11 protein-coding genes and 1 pseudogene are annotated in these 17,413 nt (G+C 64.6%); 5 read left to right on the plus strand and 7 right to left on the minus strand.

What is annotated here, in order from left to right:
• Positions 1–986, minus strand: a pseudogene (locus tag VN856_RS00140) (alpha/beta fold hydrolase); the annotation flags it as partial.
• A 244-nt stretch (positions 987–1,230) separates the two neighbouring features.
• Between VN856_RS00140 and VN856_RS00145 the strand changes: the two are divergent.
• Positions 1,231–2,345 (plus strand): IS3 family transposase gene (locus tag VN856_RS00145; protein WP_325685111.1). Its coding sequence is split into 2 segments (ribosomal slippage): positions 1,231–1,498 and positions 1,498–2,345, totalling 1,116 coding nucleotides; the frame shifts between segments, so codons are not numbered across the junction.
• 146 nt (positions 2,346–2,491) lie between these two features.
• Here VN856_RS00145 and VN856_RS00150 read toward each other — a convergent pair.
• On the minus strand, positions 2,492–5,767 hold the full coding sequence (locus VN856_RS00150; protein ID WP_325685119.1) for a helix-turn-helix transcriptional regulator: 3,276 nt from the start codon (positions 5,765–5,767) through the stop codon (positions 2,492–2,494).
• Between the two features lie 260 nt (positions 5,768–6,027).
• On the opposite strand from VN856_RS00150, the gene VN856_RS00155 reads away from it, so the two are divergent.
• Entirely contained in the window at positions 6,028–7,266 is a 1,239-nt protein-coding gene (locus VN856_RS00155) for a cytochrome P450 (RefSeq protein WP_325685112.1), read from the plus strand.
• A 242-nt stretch (positions 7,267–7,508) separates the two neighbouring features.
• A complete protein-coding gene (locus VN856_RS00160) occupies positions 7,509–8,819 on the plus strand; it encodes an NAD(P)/FAD-dependent oxidoreductase (RefSeq protein WP_325685113.1) in 1,311 nt (436 codons plus the stop codon).
• A 46-nt stretch (positions 8,820–8,865) separates the two neighbouring features.
• Here the strand turns inward: VN856_RS00160 and VN856_RS00165 are convergent, their stop codons facing one another.
• From VN856_RS00165 to VN856_RS00185, 5 genes are all read right to left on the minus strand, one after another.
• A complete protein-coding gene (locus VN856_RS00165) occupies positions 8,866–10,368 on the minus strand; it encodes an adenylate/guanylate cyclase domain-containing protein (protein ID WP_325685114.1) in 1,503 nt (500 codons plus the stop codon).
• A gap of 178 nt (positions 10,369–10,546) precedes the next feature.
• A complete protein-coding gene (locus tag VN856_RS00170; protein ID WP_414686836.1) occupies positions 10,547–12,211 on the minus strand; it encodes an ABC transporter family substrate-binding protein in 1,665 nt (554 codons plus the stop codon).
• Positions 12,204–14,039 carry an ABC transporter ATP-binding protein gene (locus tag VN856_RS00175; RefSeq protein ID WP_325685115.1) on the minus strand — a complete coding sequence of 612 codons (1,836 nt, stop codon included), beginning with the start codon at positions 14,037–14,039 and terminating at the stop codon, positions 12,204–12,206. The genes VN856_RS00170 and VN856_RS00175 overlap by 8 nt, the downstream gene beginning before the upstream one ends.
• Positions 14,036–14,917 (minus strand): ABC transporter permease, encoded by an 882-nt coding sequence (locus VN856_RS00180; protein ID WP_325685121.1) that lies wholly within the window; start codon positions 14,915–14,917, stop codon positions 14,036–14,038. The genes VN856_RS00175 and VN856_RS00180 overlap by 4 nt, the downstream gene beginning before the upstream one ends.
• Positions 14,918–14,949: 32 nt before the next feature.
• Positions 14,950–15,927 carry an ABC transporter permease gene (locus tag VN856_RS00185; RefSeq protein ID WP_325685116.1) on the minus strand — a complete coding sequence of 326 codons (978 nt, stop codon included), beginning with the start codon at positions 15,925–15,927 and terminating at the stop codon, positions 14,950–14,952.
• A 152-nt stretch (positions 15,928–16,079) separates the two neighbouring features.
• Between VN856_RS00185 and VN856_RS00190 the strand changes: the two genes are divergently transcribed.
• Positions 16,080–16,571, plus strand: a complete 492-nt coding sequence (locus VN856_RS00190; RefSeq protein ID WP_325685117.1) for a carbonic anhydrase — start codon at positions 16,080–16,082, stop codon at positions 16,569–16,571.
• Between the two features lie 274 nt (positions 16,572–16,845).
• Positions 16,846–17,413, plus strand: a 568-nt coding sequence (gene cysD, locus VN856_RS00195) for a sulfate adenylyltransferase subunit CysD (RefSeq protein ID WP_325685118.1), incomplete at its 3' end; no start/stop codon positions are given.

Here is a 17,413-nt window from a genome sequence, read left to right on the forward strand (position 1 = left end):
GTCGCCGACGGTGTTAACTTCACGGCCGCCGAAGCGCTTGAGCTGGTGGCGAATGATGCTGTCGTGGTTATCCAACAGATCGTGCCACCGGTCGTCGCCGAGCGCCGCGGCGTGTCCCGTGGAGCCGACGATGTCGGTGAAGAGGATCGTGGCCACCACTCGGTCGCACCCAGCGCCACCACGCACGCCGGTGACGAATTCCTCGACCTCGTAGAGCAACTCAGCGGTGTCGCCAACCAATACAGCGTGTCGGCACCCGGTAATTCGACGTAGGTGGACTGAGTTATGTGCTCCGCTAAGTAGCGCCCATGTCCGGGTGGAATGAAGGTGGAACCGCGGCGGTGCAAAATCAGCGTCGGCGCTGTGATGCGTTCGAGAACGTCACGCAAGTCTGCTTTCACCGCCGCCGTGCCCACGGCGCGGGCCATGGTCGGCGATGCCGCACCATTACCCGCACGGTCCCACCACGTGCGAAACGCTTCCACGCCGGCGACCGATGGGGCCATCCATTCGAGGACATCGACACCCTGCTCGACCGCATCTAGTTCGTAGGCCGATGTCGTTAAGGCGATGGACTGGCTCAGCTTAAAGCCGAACGGATAATCGTCGGCCCACAAAAAGCGAGCCGCGCCGTTGACGACAACCAGTCCATTCACCCGATCGGGGTAGTTCGCGGCCAGTACAAGTCCGTTCATCGACCCGAAACCGGAGATAAAGATCGTCGCCTTCGAACACCCAACCGCATCCATCACGGCGATCGCGTCCTCTGCCCAAAACTGCGGCCCAATCACATCTATCGATGGAACACGCGAGGAAAGACCCGTCCCACGGTGGTCAAGCCGGATCACCCTGCAGAATGACGCTAGCCGTTCATGAAAGCGATTCATCGACGGCTCGGCCGCGATGGAATCGATCGAAATCAGGGCAGACGGCAACACCACCAAATCATGCGCACCATCACCAATCACCTGATAGGCGACGTCCATGTCGCCGCACTTGGCATAGCGAGTCCGTGCAGTGCTCACAGCCAAAGGTTAGTTCAGGGCAGAGGGACTAATCGCTGTTCAAAGCCATGTCTTAGACATCTCCGAGTTTGTGAACGACCGTGCTGGCTTGTCGAGGCGCGAGCCATTCTCAAAACTAACGCCACAATGCCCTGACCCCGGTTGGTTGGTCCACGTTGAGTGAGAGTCTTGCCGCCCATGTTTGTGGGCAGGAAGGACGATCCCGATGGCAACGAGGAAACGACACACGCCCGAGCAGGTGGTGCGCAAGCTAACCCAGGCGGATCGTATGCTGGCCGAGGGCAAGGAGATTGCCGACGTGTGCCGCGAGCTGCAGGTCTCCGAGCAGACCTATTATCGCTGGCGCAATCAATTCGGCGGGCTCAAGGCCGACGACGTCAAGCGGCTCAAGGATCTGGAGCGAGAGAACGCCACGCTCAAGCGGCTGTTGGCCGAGGCGGAGCTAGAGAAGGCCGCGCTCAAGGAGATCGCCCAGGGAAACTTCTGAGCCCGGAGCGCCGGCGAGCCGCCGTGCACCACCTGATGCGGGTGATGCAGGTCAGTGAGCGGTTCGCCTGCCGGGTCACCGGGCAACACCGCACCACCCAGCGTCACCGCCCAGCCAGCCAGACGCCGGGAGACCCGGATGCCGCTTTGAGGGCGTGGCTGCGCTTGTGGGCCAAAGAGCATCCCCGGTGGGGGTTTCGCCGCGCCTACCATTGCGCCCGCGCCAACGGCTGGTATGTCAACCACAAACGCCTGCAACGCTTATGGCGCGAAGAGGGCCTGCGGGTGCCGCAGCGCCGCCGCCGCAAACGCCTCGGCGCCAGCACCACGGCCGGGATCGTGGTTGCCGATGCGCCGAATCGGGTGTGGGCAGTGGACTTTCAATTCGACGCCACCACCGACGGGCGCCCGGTCAAGATCGTGTCGATCGTTGATGAGCACACCCGCGAATGCTTGGGCGGGCTGGTTGAACGCTCCGTCACCGCCGATGTCCTGATCGATGAGCTGGACCGGCTGGCGACCCAACGCGGTTACCCCGCTGTGCTGCGTTGTGACAACGGGCCCGAGCTGGCCTGCGCAGCGATGGCCGACTGGGCCGGTGATCGCCTATTACTGGCGTTCATCCCGCCAGGCCAGCCGTGGCGCAATGGCTATATCGAATCTTTCAACAGCAGGGTCCGCGACGAATGCCTCAACATCAACATCTTCTGGTCACTGGCGCACGCCCGCGTCGTCATCGGCGATTGGAAGTATCAATACAACCACCACCGCCCCCACTCCGCCCTGGGCTACCAGCCGCCAGCCCGCTACGCCGCCAACTGCACCCACCAATAAACCCCCAAAGCAGTGAGAACAGTGACGCACCTTGCGATCCGGTAACACCGTCGGCTGCGACGCGGGTACGCGAAGTCGATGCAACACCGGTAGTTGTCAGTGGCCCGATAATCCGACCCCGTCGAAAGGCTTGGCCGCCCCATCGGTCAGGCGTGACGTGCTGCCTCTTGGGCAAGTTGGACGCGCGAAGCCAGGCCCAGCTTGGTGTAGACATGAGTGAGGTGGGTTTCGACGGTGCGTGGTGAGACGAAAAGCCTTGTCGCGATGTCCTTGTTGCCCAAGCCGGCACTGACGAGCCGGACGACGTCCAGTTCGGTTGGCGTCAGCGATGCCCAGCCGCTGGCCGGGCGTTTGCGCTCGCCGCGGCCGCGTTGGGCGTAGGCGATCGCTTTGCCGGTGGACAGCGCGGCGCCCTCGGCCCGTGCAGACTCGAAGTCGGCTGCGCCCAATGCATTACGAAGCGTCGCGACCGCGGCATCGTGCCCGGCGTCATAGATCTTGAACCGGACCGCACCCATGCGTTCCCGCAGGGCCTGCGCCGCGCCGAATAGTCGCGCGGCTTCTCGGTGACTGTCGGCGGCGCCGGCCAGCGTTGCCAGGCACTCGACAGTATCGGGGAGAGCCAGATGCGCCTCGACTTCGGCGGCGCACGCGAGCGCCCGGTAGGCGTCGCGATCGGCCTGCTCCGGCTCGCCCTGTGCGATCGCAACCCGCGCACGCGTCGTCAGCGCCACCGCTAGGTGCCAGCCCCTCATCACCGAGACGGCATCGTCCGCCCAGCGGCGGGCCGCGACCAAATCACCACGCGCAAGGGCAACCTGCGCTACTGGGTTGATATTCACCACCCCCAGCTGGGCACTCAACCGCTGCGAGGCCGCCTCGCTCGCATCGGCCGCGGCCGCTACATCACCTGCGGCCAGGCTCGCCGTAGCCAACGCCGCGTAGCTAAAGCCCTCAATGAACCCACCGATCTCCGCTGCGGCCTCGATCGCCGCGTCGGCCGCGGCTCGCGCCGCACTGATGTCACCGTGGTACGCCAACACCATGCCCTGGCAGAACAGCATTGCCGCCGTCCCGACCACGTCGTGATTGGTCTCGGCGTCGGCAGCCGCGCCGCGAAACTGTGCGACGGCCCCGGCCAACTCGCCCTGCATCCACTGTGCCAAACCGAGGCTCCAGCGACAGCGAAACGCGGCAGGCCGGTCACCGATCGACTCGGCGAGGTCGCGTCCTTCTTCACCGGCCGCACGCGCGGCGATCGGGTCACCCGCGATGAATGCGGCGTACGCCTGAAAGCCGAGGATCTCGCTCAACATCCCTTGGTCGCCGAGGCCCCGGGCCAGTTCGTTCGCCTCGGCGAGGTAGCGCGAAGCCACCTCGGTGTTGTAGGCGGCGATACCTCCGCAGGCGGTGAGCGCCCGGGCCACCAGGGCCGGGTCGCCAATTTCACGCGCGATCGCCAGGGCTTCTTCGGCCTGATCGAGGCTGTCGACGGCGACGACCTGGGTGGCGAGCGCGGCCTTGTCGGCGAGCGCCCGCGCCCGTACCCCGGCCGCCACCTCGATGCCGTGCGCGGTGTCGTCGCTGAGGATGGCGTCGTACCAGGCCAGTCCTTCCTGGATACGGCCCCGCCCTAGCCAGAGCGGCTGCAGTGACGACACGAGCTGCAGCGCACGCTCGACGTCTGAGTTCTCCTGGCTCCAGGCGAAGGCCGAGCGCAGGTTGTCGATCTCGCTCTCAGCTTGCTCGACACGCTGCTGGTGGCCGCTGGCCGCCGGGGCATCGAGCTGGCTAGCCATCAAGGTGAAGTAATCGCGGTGACGCGCCCGCACGGTATCGGCTTCACCGGACTCGCCGAGCTTTTCCAGGGCGTACTGGCGCACGGTTTCAAGTAGCCGGTACCGCATTCGGCCGCCCGTGTCGTCGGCCCCCACCAACGACTTGTCCACGAGCAGAGTGAGTTGGTCGAGGACCTGGTATCGCTCGACCTCGGTGCCGCCAGCGACGGCACGGGCGGCGGCGAGGTCGAATCCACCCATGAACGGCGCAAGCCGGCGAAACAAGACTCGCTCGGGCTCGGTCAGCAGCGCATGCGACCAATCCACCGACGCATGCAGTGTCTGTTGGCGACGCACCGAAGTGCGGGAACCACCGGTCAACAAGCGGAAGCGGTCGTGCAAACTGTCGACGATCTCGTGGAGCGTCAACGCACGCACCCGGGCCGCGGCGAGTTCGATGGCCAGCGGCATGCCGTCGAGGCGACGGCAGATCTCCTTCACAGCGTCGTTGTCGTCGTCGGTGACTGTGAATCCGGATCGCACCCGGCGCGCTCGGTCGACGAACAGCTCGATGGCCTCGTCGTCCAACGAGAGCGACGGCACTTGCCAAGTCACCTCGCCGGCGACCCCGATCGGCTCACGACTCGTTGCCAGCAGCGTCAGCCGCGGACAGGCGCTCAGCAGCGCGGTGATCAGCGCAGCACTCGCATCCAGAAGGTGTTCACAGTTGTCCAGCAGCACCAACATCCGACGATCTCTTACGAACCCGATGAGCGTCTCTGTTGTGGGGCGGCTCGGCTGATCCGCCAGGCCGAGGGCACCTACCATCGCGACTGGCACCAGGTCGGGGTCGGTGATCGGCGCCAGCTCGACATACCACACTCCGTCACCGAAATCGGTAGCCATCTGACCCGCGACCTGTATGGCCAGACGGGTCTTACCGGCACCGCCGGCGCCGGTCAAGGTGACCAGCCGGTTGGCAACGAGGGTCTGCCGCACATCGTGAATCTCCGCGCCGCGGCCGACAAAACTGGTGAGCTGCACCGGTAAATGCTCCGCGGCAACGGGTTTCGACGTCCGAAGCGGCGGGAAGTCGTTGCGGATATCGGGGTGGCACAGCTGCACCACCCGTTCGGGACGGGCGACACCGCGCAGTTCGTGACTGCCGAGATCGGTCAGCCACGCGTCGGCCGGAAGCGTATCGACAACCAAATCCTCGGCGGTGCCCGAGAGCACCGTCTGGCCGCCGTGCGCGAGATCGCGCAGCCGCGCCGTCCGGTTGATCGTCGGGCCAACGTAATTACCCTCATCGCGCAGCTGCACCTCTCCGGTATGCACACCGATGCGCAACCGGATCGGGGCCAGCGGCGCCCGCTGCAACTCCAATGCGCACGCAGCCGCCTCGCTCGCGCGGGCGAACGCGACCACAAAGCTGTCGCCCTCACCCTGCTCGACCGGCCGCACCCCGCCGTGGGCGGCGAGCAGGTCTCCTAGCATGCGGTCCAAGCGAGCGACGGCGGCGGTCATCTCCTCCGGTTGGGTCTCCCACAACCGCGTCGAGCCCTCGACGTCGGCCAGCAGCAGCGTCACCGTTCCGGTTGGCAGCTCGCCCACGCCCAACTCACTCCAGTTCACCGGCGGCATGTCCGCACGTGGATCAGTTTCGGTCATGCTAGCCAGCATCTCGGGGCAGGGAGCCGCAAACATCAGTGAAAACCCGTATCCCGACGTCGCTGAGCGGTCGGTTCGGTGAAACATCGCGCCACCGGGGGAACCACGTAGGGCAAAACACCATGCCGGTGCGCGCCTATAGACCGGGCCCGTTCAGTTACGAGTTCTCCCCGATGATCTGGCGCTCCGGAAGCCCCACAGTCGAGTCGAGGACCCGACCGAGGAGGACCACCATGACCGTAACCGTTGACGGATCGAGCTGCCCAAGCGTCTTCGATGCCGGACTACCGACGATCAACTACGAATACGCTCAACACCCCGACGAAGCCCACGCAATCATCAGCCAGGCCCGCGAGAAGGCGCCGATCGCGATCGGGCCATACGGGCCCGAGCTGCTGACCTACGATCTCGTGCGCACCGCGCTCCGCGACCCGCGATTCCGGGTGCCTCAAGGGATGTTCCTTGCAGCGCAAGGCATCACCTCTGGCCCGCTTTGGGACCGCGTCGCCGCCAACATTCTCAGCCTCAACGGGGAGGAACACCACCGGCTACGCCGACTGGTGTGCAAAGCCTTCACACCCAAAGCGACGCCACGGCTGCGCACGACGATCGTCGACATCATCACGGGACTGGTTGACCGCCACAGCGCCCACGGGCGCTGCGACGTGGTCACCGACATTGCCCGCCAATACCCGATCCCGGTCATCTGCGCGCTACTGGGCGCACCGCCCGAAGACTGGGAACTGTTCTCCAGCTGGACAGATGACATCTTGAAGGCTTTCAGCTGGAATGCCGCCAAGGAAACATCGGCGATCCTGACCGCCTGGGATGCTCTCGACACCTACATCGACGACATGCTCGCGCACCGGCGGCACGCATTGACCGACGACCTGATCTCCGAGCTGATCCGCGCCGAGGACGATGGCGATCGCCTCAGCGCCGACGAACTCCGCATGCTCGTGGCCGCGCTGTTGTTGGCAGGCACCGACACGACCCGCCTCCAGTTGAGTGCGGCGGTACACGTGCTGTGCGATCACCCCGACCAGTGGGCACTCCTGGGCCGGCATCCGGAGCTTGCGGTCAATGCCGTCGAGGAGCTCATCCGCCATTCGCCGATCACCTTCGTCACGTTGCGCGCCACGATGGAGGATGTCGAAGTCGCCGGCGTCAAAATCGCGGCCGACACAATAGTCGTCGTCAACACTGGGGCGGCCAACCGGGATCCCGCGGTCTGCGACGACCCCGACCGTCTCGACATCAGCCGCGTGGGCGCCCCACCGATCCAGACATTCGGCGCCGGCATGCACTACTGCCTCGGTGCCCATCTCGCCCGCCTCGAGTTGGCCGAAGCCCTGGCGGTGATGACACGGCGCATGCCCAACGCCCGCCGCACCGGTCCGGCCCCATGGAAACCGCTGACCGCACTGAGCGGACCCACCACTCTGCCTATCGAATTCGACGCCGGACACTGAACCCGCCGACCAGCCACGAGCTGGGTAGGGTGCCATTGCAACGCACAAATAAAATCGACTCTCACAAAAAAGTGGACCAATTCTTGGGGTCCTGCCAACAACATGATGCTTGAGCCCGGATGGCAGGCGGTCGCCGAAAGGATTGACGGTTGGCTCACGGACCGAGGCCTGTAAGAGCGTCCGGTGTCCTTCCCTGCTCGCTACGATCACGTAGTCCCTGAGGGCGCTGAGGAGAAGCCGCTATGAAGCGTGTAGTCATCGTTGGTAGCGGGTTGGCCGGTTTAAGCGCCGCATATCGGCTACATGAACAGGGCTGCCAGGTCACGGTGCTAGAAGCCCTGGACCGTGTCGGGGGCAGGGTGTTGTCTGAGTTCGAAGACGGCTTCCTGTTTGATGTCGGACCCACCATCGTGACCGACAACTACACCGAATATATGGAACTTGTCCGCGACGTGGGCTTGTCGGACAAGTTGATTGACTGCCCGCCTCAGATCGCAGTGGTGAAAGGCAGCGACTTACATATTCTCGATACCAGCAAGCCTCTTCGGTCATTTTTTAACACCAAGCTTTTGCCGTCCGCCGCGAAGTTGCAGTTGATAGCGCGTGGCGTGCGTCTGATCAGGCCGCTATCCGGCATGAACCCGTATGACTTGCGCAATCGTGTCCACTACGACACCGAGTCGATCGAGGCTTATATCGACCGAATATTTGGACGCGAGCTTAACGACTTGATAATCGACGGCATCACGCGCTCAATGGTGTCCAGCTCTCCGGGCGAGGCGTCGGTCGTAGGATTTCTTGCGGGCGCGGTTACCGCGTCGGGAAAGATGCAAACGCTAGAAGGCGGTTTGCAGCTCCTGCCGTCAATGTTGGCCGAGAAGCTGGACGTTCGTCTCAGCTCGCCGGTGACCCAAGTCCTAAATGCCGACAACGGAGTAGAAGTCCATTACCAAAACGAGGCCGGGACTGAGGCCTGTGAACACGCAGACGCATGTGTGATTGCCACGCCATTCCGAACCGCTGTCGGCATATATGAACCGCTGAAAGCGCTTGGAACCGAGTTAATTTCAAAGTCCATGGACTCCGGTTGTTGCTCGCTGCAGCTCAGGTATTCCAGGCGTACTGAGAAAGAACCGTTCCTTGTGATGGTGCCAAAGGCGGCTTCCCTCGAGATCAGCAGCCTGTTCCTCGAACATGTCAAGGCACCTGATCGCGCCCCGGCAGGAGCGAGTCTTATCACGGCGTTTTTCCCTGAACAACTTGATATTGACTCGATGAATTGGACCGAGGATCGACTGACGACCACGGCAAGGGAACTGATCGAGCGGCTGTTCCCTGAGCTTCGCGACCACTATCTAGGTGCTCGCCTCGAGCGTTGGCAGTATGCCGCCAACCAAGCTGACGTTGGTTACTACAAAGCCCTGCAAAAATTTCTCGACAACTATCCGGTCGCAGGCCCTGTCCAGATAGCAGGCGATTACATGGCCCTACCCTCACAAGAGTCGGCAGTGGTCGCCGGACGCAGGGCCGCCACGCGAGTCCTTGCCGCCTAACAACTTTCGATCAGGTCAAGCTCGTGGGGTTGACTCGCGCGTGAGTCTATTGGTCGAGGCCGAAGACCTGCACGGCGGCTGACTTTCCTTTCAAGATATGGGATCCCCGGTCGATGAGGGCGGGCGGTCGATGCGCCAAAGCAGCAACGCACTGCTCGGTGATAAGGATCTTGTCGCCGGTGGTTTTGGTGAGCTGCTCGACGCGGGCTGCCACGTTGACGGTGTCACCGATCAGGGTGAACTCGAGTTTGCCTGCGCCGCCGATGGTCCCGGCGATCACCAGACCGGTGTTGATGCCGATACCGATTTGAAGTTCGCCGCCGAAACGCTCAGTGACGAGACGGTGAATCGACACCGCGGCGGTCACTGCGGCGTCGGCATGGTCCGCGAGGGCGTTGGGGGCGCCGAAGACCGCCAGAGCGCCGTCGCCAAGGAACTTGTTGACATGCCCACCGGCGTCGACAACTGCGGGCACGACGATCTCGAACAGCGCGTTGAGGCGTGCAACGGTGTCCTCGGCGGTATTCGCCTCGGCGAACGGGGTGAAGTCGCGGACGTCGACGAACATCACGGTTACCTCGCGGCGCTCCCCGGTGAACACGTCGTCGCCCTGCTCGAGCAGCCGTGCCGCGAGAGCCGGGTCGACGTAGGTGCCGAATGCGGCCTGAAGTCGTTGTCGTTCAGCCAATCCGGCCTGCATGCGATTGAACGACGCCGACAGCGCACCGAGGTCATCGTCCTGCACCACGGGCAGGCGTTGACTGTAATTGCCCGCGGCAACCCGTTCGGTTCCCGCAGCGAGGTCGCGAATAGGTTGCATGGAAGGTGCAGACCCGACGCCGACGAAGATCGGCATCGCGAAGCCAAGCGCCAACGCGCACCCGATCACGGCCCACAGCAGCGGGACCTCACTGGCAGTTTCAAATATGACTGCCAGCATCGCGCCCGCCATGGCGAAGACGAACGCGACCGCGGACACGGACACGTTCGACCACCTGGCAAACGTCGGGCGAGATCGGGGCAGCGAATCCCCGATCGCCGTGTCACCGGCGAGGGCGATCCTGGCCGGTCGCAATGCCGGTTCGACGAAGCTGTGTCCAACGATCAGCGCCACGGATACTCCTGCCGCGGCTCCCACGATCGCATACTGGACCAGCCGTGACTCTGTCGCTCCGGCAATCGCACCCACAGCAACCAACATCGCGGCGCACCCCACAGCGTTCCCACCCACCCCTCGGGTAATCGCCCCCCGACCATAGGCGTAACTGTCTTTCAAGGCTTTCGCACGATCGACCTTGTGGCCGGCTGCCCATTGCTCGGGAAGGCGAAGCCGTCGGTGGCCGGGCGGATAAAACACGCAGCACATCGCGAGCACGCCAATAACACTCACGGCGCCGGCGGCGACGTATTGACTCGACCTCTCAAAAGCGACAACGCCAAACGACATAAGAAGGCTGCCTGGCAGCGACACGGCACATACGGTCGCGCAGACCGCCCACGAGTACCTCGCCCCGTATCGATCCCACGCCCACTGCCAGATGCGGTCCATGTCGGGAGACTAAACGGTAAGGCCCCTCTGGCATCCCGGTTTGAACGCGCGTCGGTTTCGAACCGAGGACGGTAGCAACCGACGCACAGCGAAACAACCTGACGTCCTTGGTCGGGTGTTTGGGAGTATCAAAACCAAAGAAGCGAGGACCGCAGCGCCGATGTCCCAGCCGCGGGCCTCAGCGCATGAACCCGATTGCGGTGTAATCGAGGTCGGCGAGGCCGGCCGCACCGAAGTTGGCCAGCGAGCTGTTGACCGCGACGTTGCCGGGTGACTGGGTTAGCGGCAGGCTGAAGCCTTCCGCCCAGATCAGCTTGTCGACTTCGTTGGCCAAGGTTCGCGCCTTGGCGGGATCCAGCTCTTGCAGCGTCTGCTCGATTTTGGCGTCGATCTCGGGACTGCCGATCTTGCCGAAGTTACTCTCCCCGGTGGACGCATAGATCTGGGTGAGCGCGGACAACGGGAAAGCGTCGCCCATCCAACCGAATTGGGCGAGGTCGAACGCACCGACGTTGATGTAGTTGGTGAAGAAGCCGCTGCCGGCCTTCGCCATCAGCTCGAGTTTGACTCCGATCTGCGCGAGGCTGTGTTGCGCGATCAGGCCGAACTGCCGACTGCTCTGCGCGTCATAGAACAGGTCGCGGATGACGAGCTGATGTCCGTCCCGTTCGCGGAACTGCCCGTTGAGTTTCCAGCCCAGCGCGTCGAGGTCGTGTTTGGCCTTGTCCGGGTTGTAGGCGACAACGCCGCTGTTGTCTTCGTAGCCTTGCTGGCCCTCGACATAGATGTGGTTGTTCAGCGCCGCCGGGTGGCTGGTGAGCCCGTGCTGGGTGACGGTGGCGATGCTTTGCCGGTCGATACCTTCGGCGACGGCGCGGCGCAACGCCGGGTCGGACAGGATCGACCCCTTGGCGCCGTTGAAAGTGAAGTGATACCAGCTCGGGGTGGGCGCGCGGCGGATCGAGATGCCCTTGGTGCGCCTGGCGATCGTCATCTGATCCAGCCCGGCGACGCCGGTCGCGTCGATCGCCTTGTTCTGCAGCGCCGGCAACCGCGCGGCGTCGTCGAGCACCAGGTAGGTGATGCGGTCTAGCCGCGGCCGCTCGCCCCACCACTTGGGGTTGCGGGTCAACACGATTCGCTGCTTACTCCGATCCAGCTCCGACACGACGAACGGGCCGGCCGACGGTCCGGGGCCGGACAGCTGTGCGGTGTTGAACACCTCCGGGGTCGCGGTGCTGCTCTTGGGTAGCAGCATGGTGTTGCCGGCGAACATCCCGCGCCACTCGGCGTATGGCTTGGCGAAGGTGATCACGGCCTGACGGTCGTCAACGCCCCGGGTCACCGACTTCACCCGCTCGCTGCCGTTGGTGCCCGCGATCGCGAAGTTCTTGTCGGCCCCGCTGGTGGCATGGATCTGGCTGGCGATGTCCTCCCAGCTGAGCGGTGTGCCGTCCGACCAGATTGCCTTCGGGTTGATGGTGTAGGTGACCACCTGCGGGTTGGTCCCGGTCAGTTCGACGCTGCTGAAGAAGTCGGTGTCGACGGTCGTGGAGCCGTCCGGTCCGATCACGAACGCGCGCGGCATGGTGGCTTTCCGCAAGGCGCCGACATCGGCGGAGTTACCGTCGATGTGCAATGTGTTGAAGTTGGAAGGGAATTCGGTGAGTGCGAGCCGCAGGTCGCCGCCATCACGCAGGGTCGCCGGGTTTTGCGGGTTGACATCGCTGGTGGCACCGATCGCGGTGGCCGAGTCGGACGGCACATAGCCGGTGGCCGCCGAACACCCGGCGAGGATCAGGCTCACGGCGAACACGATCGCCGGCCCGGCCCGCCTAGCCACGAGCCGAATCCGGTTGCGGCACCGCGGCCAGCAGTCGCCGCGTGTACTCGTGCTGTGGCCGGCCGAACACCTCGTCGCTGTCACCCTGTTCCACAACGACGCCGCGAAGCATCACGACGACCTGGTGGGCGAGATGCTTGACCACCGAAAGATTATGCGAGACAAACAGATATGACAGACCGAACTCTTGCTGCAGGTCGAGCAACAGGTTCAGGATGCCGGCCTGGATCGACACGTCGAGCGCCGAGACGGGTTCGTCGAGCGCCAGAATCTTGGGCCGCAGCGCCAACGCCCGCGCGATCCCGATCCGCTGCTTCTGCCCGCCGGAGAATTCGGCCGGGTACCGGCTGGCATCGCCGTGGCTCAGCCCGACGGTTTCGAGCAGCTCGGCGACCCGGCTACTGGTGTCGGCTTTGCTGAATCCGTTGGCGTGCAACGGCTCTGCCAACAGATCGAAAACCGGTAGCCGCGGATCCAGCGAGGCGGCCGGATCCTGAAAGATGACCTGGATGTCGCGCCGCATCGCCCGACGGCTCGACCTGTTCAGCGTGGCGACGTCGGCCCCCAGCACGTCGATCGAACCCGATTGCGGCGCAACCAACTCGAGGATCTCGTGCAACGTCGTCGACTTGCCCGAGCCCGACTCACCGACGATGGCCAGCGTGCGGCCTTGCCGGAGTTCGAAGCTGATGCCGTCGACCGCGCGGACTTCGCCGATGTTGCGGCGCAGCAGCACGCCTTTGGTCAACGGATAGGTCTTGACCAGGTCGCGGACCCGCACGACGACAGGCGGTTCGCCGGGCTCGACGGCTTCGGCTTCGGTGCTGACTCCGTAGATTTCGGCGGCCGTGCGCCCGACGACGTGTTCGGTGCGGATGCAGGCCGCCCCGTGATCGGGAGCCACAGTCGACAACTTCGGCTCTTCGGCGCGACACTGCTCGACGACCAGCGGGCAGCGCGGCGCGAACGGGCATCCCGGTTCGAGCGCCGACAGCGACGGGGGAGCGCCCGGTATCGGCACCAGCCGGGTGCCCTGCGGGGCATCCAGTCGCGGCACCGAACCCAATAACCCAACGGTGTAAGGCATTCGGCGATCGCGGTAGACATCGCTGACCGCGGCCGACTCCACGATCTTGCCGGCATACATCACCAGCGCCCGGTCGGCGAACTCGCCAACCACACCGAGGTCGTGGGTGATGATCAGCACCCCCGCCCCGGTCACGTCACGGGCGGTCCTCAGCACGTCGAGAATCTGCGCCTGCACCGTGACGTCGAGTGCGGTTGTCGGCTCGTCGCAGATCAACAGGTCCGGATCGTTGGCGATCGCCATTGCGATCACCACCCGCTGGCGTTCACCACCGGACAGCTCGTGTGGAAAGGCACGGGCGCGGCGGTCGGGCTGGGCGATGCCGACCAGCTCGAGCAATTCGATCGCGCGTTGACGGGCCGCCCGCTTTCCGGTGCGGGGTTGGTGCGTCTCGATGGCCTCGGCGATCTGGTCGCCCACGGTGTACACCGGCGTCAGTGCCGACATCGGATCCTGAAACACCGTGCCGATCGTGTTGCCGCGGAACCGTGACATCGCATCATCGGGCAGCCCGATCAACTCGTTACCCTGCAACCGCGCCGAGCCGCGAACGTCGGCGTACTCCGGAAGCAGGCCCACGACCGCCATCGCCGCTGTCGACTTGCCCGAACCGGATTCGCCGACGATCGCGACCACCTCGCCGGCGTCGACGTGGAAATCGATGCCGCGCACGGCCTGCAGCGGCTGCCCTTCGGTGGGGAAGCCGACCGACACGTTGGTGACGTCCAGGAGGTGACTCATCGGCGGCCACCGCGCAACGCACCGCTGGCTGGGTCAAGCGCGTCGCGCAGGCCGTCGCCGGTCAGGTTGGCGCACACCAGGATCAGCACCAGGACGCCGGCCGGGAACAGGAAAACCCACGGGAAGGTGGTCGCCGACTGGGTGCCGTCGGCGATCAGTGTCCCCAGCGATACGTCCGGGGGCTGGATGCCGAACCCGAGGAAGCTCAGACCAGTCTCGGCCAGAATGGCCATCGCGACGTTCAGCGCGGCGTCGATGATGAGGATCGACGCCACATTCGGGACCACGTGATGGGTGATGATCCGCCGATTGGACACCCCCATGTACCTTGCGGCGCGGATGAATTCGCGTTCTCGCAGGCCCATCGTCATGCCGCGGACCATTCGCGAGCTGACCATCCAGCCGAAACCCGCCAACAGCAACACCAGTACGATGACGTTGCCGGAGCTCTTGGTGCGCGGGGTCAGGATCATGATCAGCAGAAAGCCGGGCACTACTAACATGAGGTCGACGAACCACATCAGCGCCCGGTCGCGCCAGCCGCCGAAGTAGCCCGAGATCGAGCCCACCGTCGCCGCGATGCCGGTGGAGATGAACGCGACACACACCGCGATCAGCATTGACTTCTGCATCCCCCGCAAGGTCTGAGCCAGCAGATCTTGGCCAAGTGCGTTGGTGCCCAACCAGTGTCGGGCATTGGGTGGCTGCAGCAACGCGTTGAAGTCGAGGTCGGAGTAGGAGTACGGCAGCAGCGACGGCAGCGTGTAGCAGCCGATGAACAGCGCCAGCAGCACGCCCAGCGCGGCCACCGCCGACGGGCGGCGCAGGAAGCGCCGCAACACCAGAGTTCGGCGCGAGGTGAATTCCGGTGCCTGCATCCCGAATTCGGCATCCAAGGCGGCGGCGTCGGTCATGACACCCGCACCCGGGGATCGAGGGCGGCGTAGATGAAGTCGGAGAGCAGGCCGGCCAGTAGCACGACTGCCCCGGCGAACACCGTGATCGCGGCGACGATGTTGGTGTCCTGAGTCGCCACGCCCTGCACCATCCACTCGCCCATGCCGTGCCAGCCGAAGATCTTCTCGACGAACACCGCGCCGGTCACCAAACCGGCCACCCCGTAGGCGAACAGCGTGGCCAGCGGTATCAGCGCGGTGCGGAGCCCGTGCTTGATCAGAGCGCGTCGCCGGGTCAGGCCTTTGGCGCGCGCGGTGCGAATGAAGTCCTGGCCGAGCACGTCGAGCATCGCGTTGCGCTGATAGCGGCTGAAGCCCGCGGCGGTGCCGAGCGTCAACGTGAGCGTGGGTAATACCAAGTGCTGCAGGCGATCCACGAACTGCGGCCACGCTCCGTCGATCAGCGCCGGCGACGTCTCGCCGGTGTACTGGAACAATTGCGCACCCAGTGCCCAGTTCAGCCGCAGGGCTGCGAGGATCAGCAGATTGGCGATCACGAAGGTTGGGGCGGACAGCACCAGCAGCGACAGCATGGTGATCACCCGATCGCTGAGGCGGTACTGACGGATCGCCCCCCATGCGCCGAGCACCACCCCGATGATCGTGCCGGCCACCGAACCGATGACCAGCAGTCGAAGGCTGACGCCGATGCGACGCCACAGCTCACCCGACACGGGCTGACCGGCCGCAGTGGCGCCGAAATCGCCACGCACCGCGTGTGACGCCCAGTGCGCGTAACGCAGCGGGATGGGCTTGTTCAGGCCGAGTTGGGCGGCCTTGGCGTCGATCACGGACTGCGGCGGTCGCGGACTGCGTTGCATCAGGCTTTCCAGCGGTGAGAACGCCACCGAGGTCAGGCAGAACGTCAAAAACGACGCCAAGGTCAGCAGCACGACGTAATTCAGCACGCGGCGGGCCAAGAAGCGAGTCATGGCTACCGGCCCCGCCCCTGTCGCATTCCGACAGACTAAGAGACGCGTCGCCGCTCGGCGCGAGCAACGTTGCGATCCGGTTGATTCGGACCGATGAAACGACAGCGGTCTAAACGTAAAATTGTTGGCCGACCACGAGCGAGGAGAAGGCCATGACGGTCACCGACGACTACTTAGCCAACAACGCCGACTACGCGAAGTCGTTCGAAGGTCCGCTGCCACTGCCGCCGAGCAAGCACGTCGCGGTACTCGCGTGCATGGATGCCCGACTCGACGTGCACAGCCTGCTCGGTATCAAAGAGGGCGAGGCCCACGTCATCCGCAACGCCGGCGGCGTCGTCACCGACGACGCGATCCGGTCGCTGGCGATCAGCCAGCGATTGCTGGGAACCACCGAGATCATCCTGATCCACCACACCGACTGCGGAATGTTGACGTTCACCGACGACGACTTCAAGCGCGCGATCCAAGACGAGACCGGGGTCAAACCGCCGTGGTCTGCCGAGGCGTTCCCCGACCTCGCCGAGGATGTCCGGCAGTCGCTGCACCGGATCAAGAACAGCCCGTTCGTCACCAAGCACACGTCGGCGCGCGGGTTCATCTTCGACGTCGCCAGCGGCAAGCTCACCGAAGTCACCGGTTAGCCCTCGGGCTCGCCTCACGCGCCTCATCCGTCGCTGAGCTAGGGGTTACTACCTCACCCGTGTTGTCACCACGGGCGATATCACTGCCAGGGATTCGGGCACCGAGGACCGGATCTTCGCTCGGAGGCGGGCAAATCGGTCACCCTGGAGGCAATCCACGCCGGCACGTCAGCCCGCCAATCCGTTGACAGGTTCCGTCCAGGCTGGTTTCATACTCGGTAATGCTCATAATCCTGACCAAAACTACCAACTTTACCGAGAATCGAGGAGGGTGATGACCAGCCAAGAGGCGACGGCCGCCCCGGCGGCGGGGCAGTACGAATTAAGCCATCTGCGCTCGCTGGAGGCCGAGGCGATTCACATCATCCGCGAGGTTGCCGCCGAGTTCGAGCGTCCGGTGCTGCTGTTCTCCGGCGGCAAGGACTCGATCGTGATGTTGCACCTGGCGCTGAAGGCGTTCCGCCCCGGGCGCCTGCCGTTCCCGGTGATGCACGTCGACACCGGTCATAACTTCGACGAGGTGATCGCCACCCGCGACGAGTTGGTGGCCGAGACCGGTGTGCGGTTGGTGATCGCCAAGGTGCAGGACGACATCGACGCGGGCCGGGTGGTCGAAACCATTCCCTCGCGCAACCCGTTGCAGACCGTGACGCTGCTGCGCGCGATCCGGGAGAACAAGTTCGACGCGGCATTTGGCGGTGCCCGCCGTGATGAGGAGAAGGCGCGCGCCAAGGAGCGGGTGTTCAGTTTCCGTGACGAGTTCGGTCAGTGGGACCCCAAGGCCCAGCGACCCGAGTTGTGGAACATCTACAACGGTCGGCACCACAAGGGCGAGCACATCC

The organism is Mycobacterium sp. (genome assembly GCF_035603715.1).
Lineage (GTDB): Bacteria > Actinomycetota > Actinomycetes > Mycobacteriales > Mycobacteriaceae > Mycobacterium.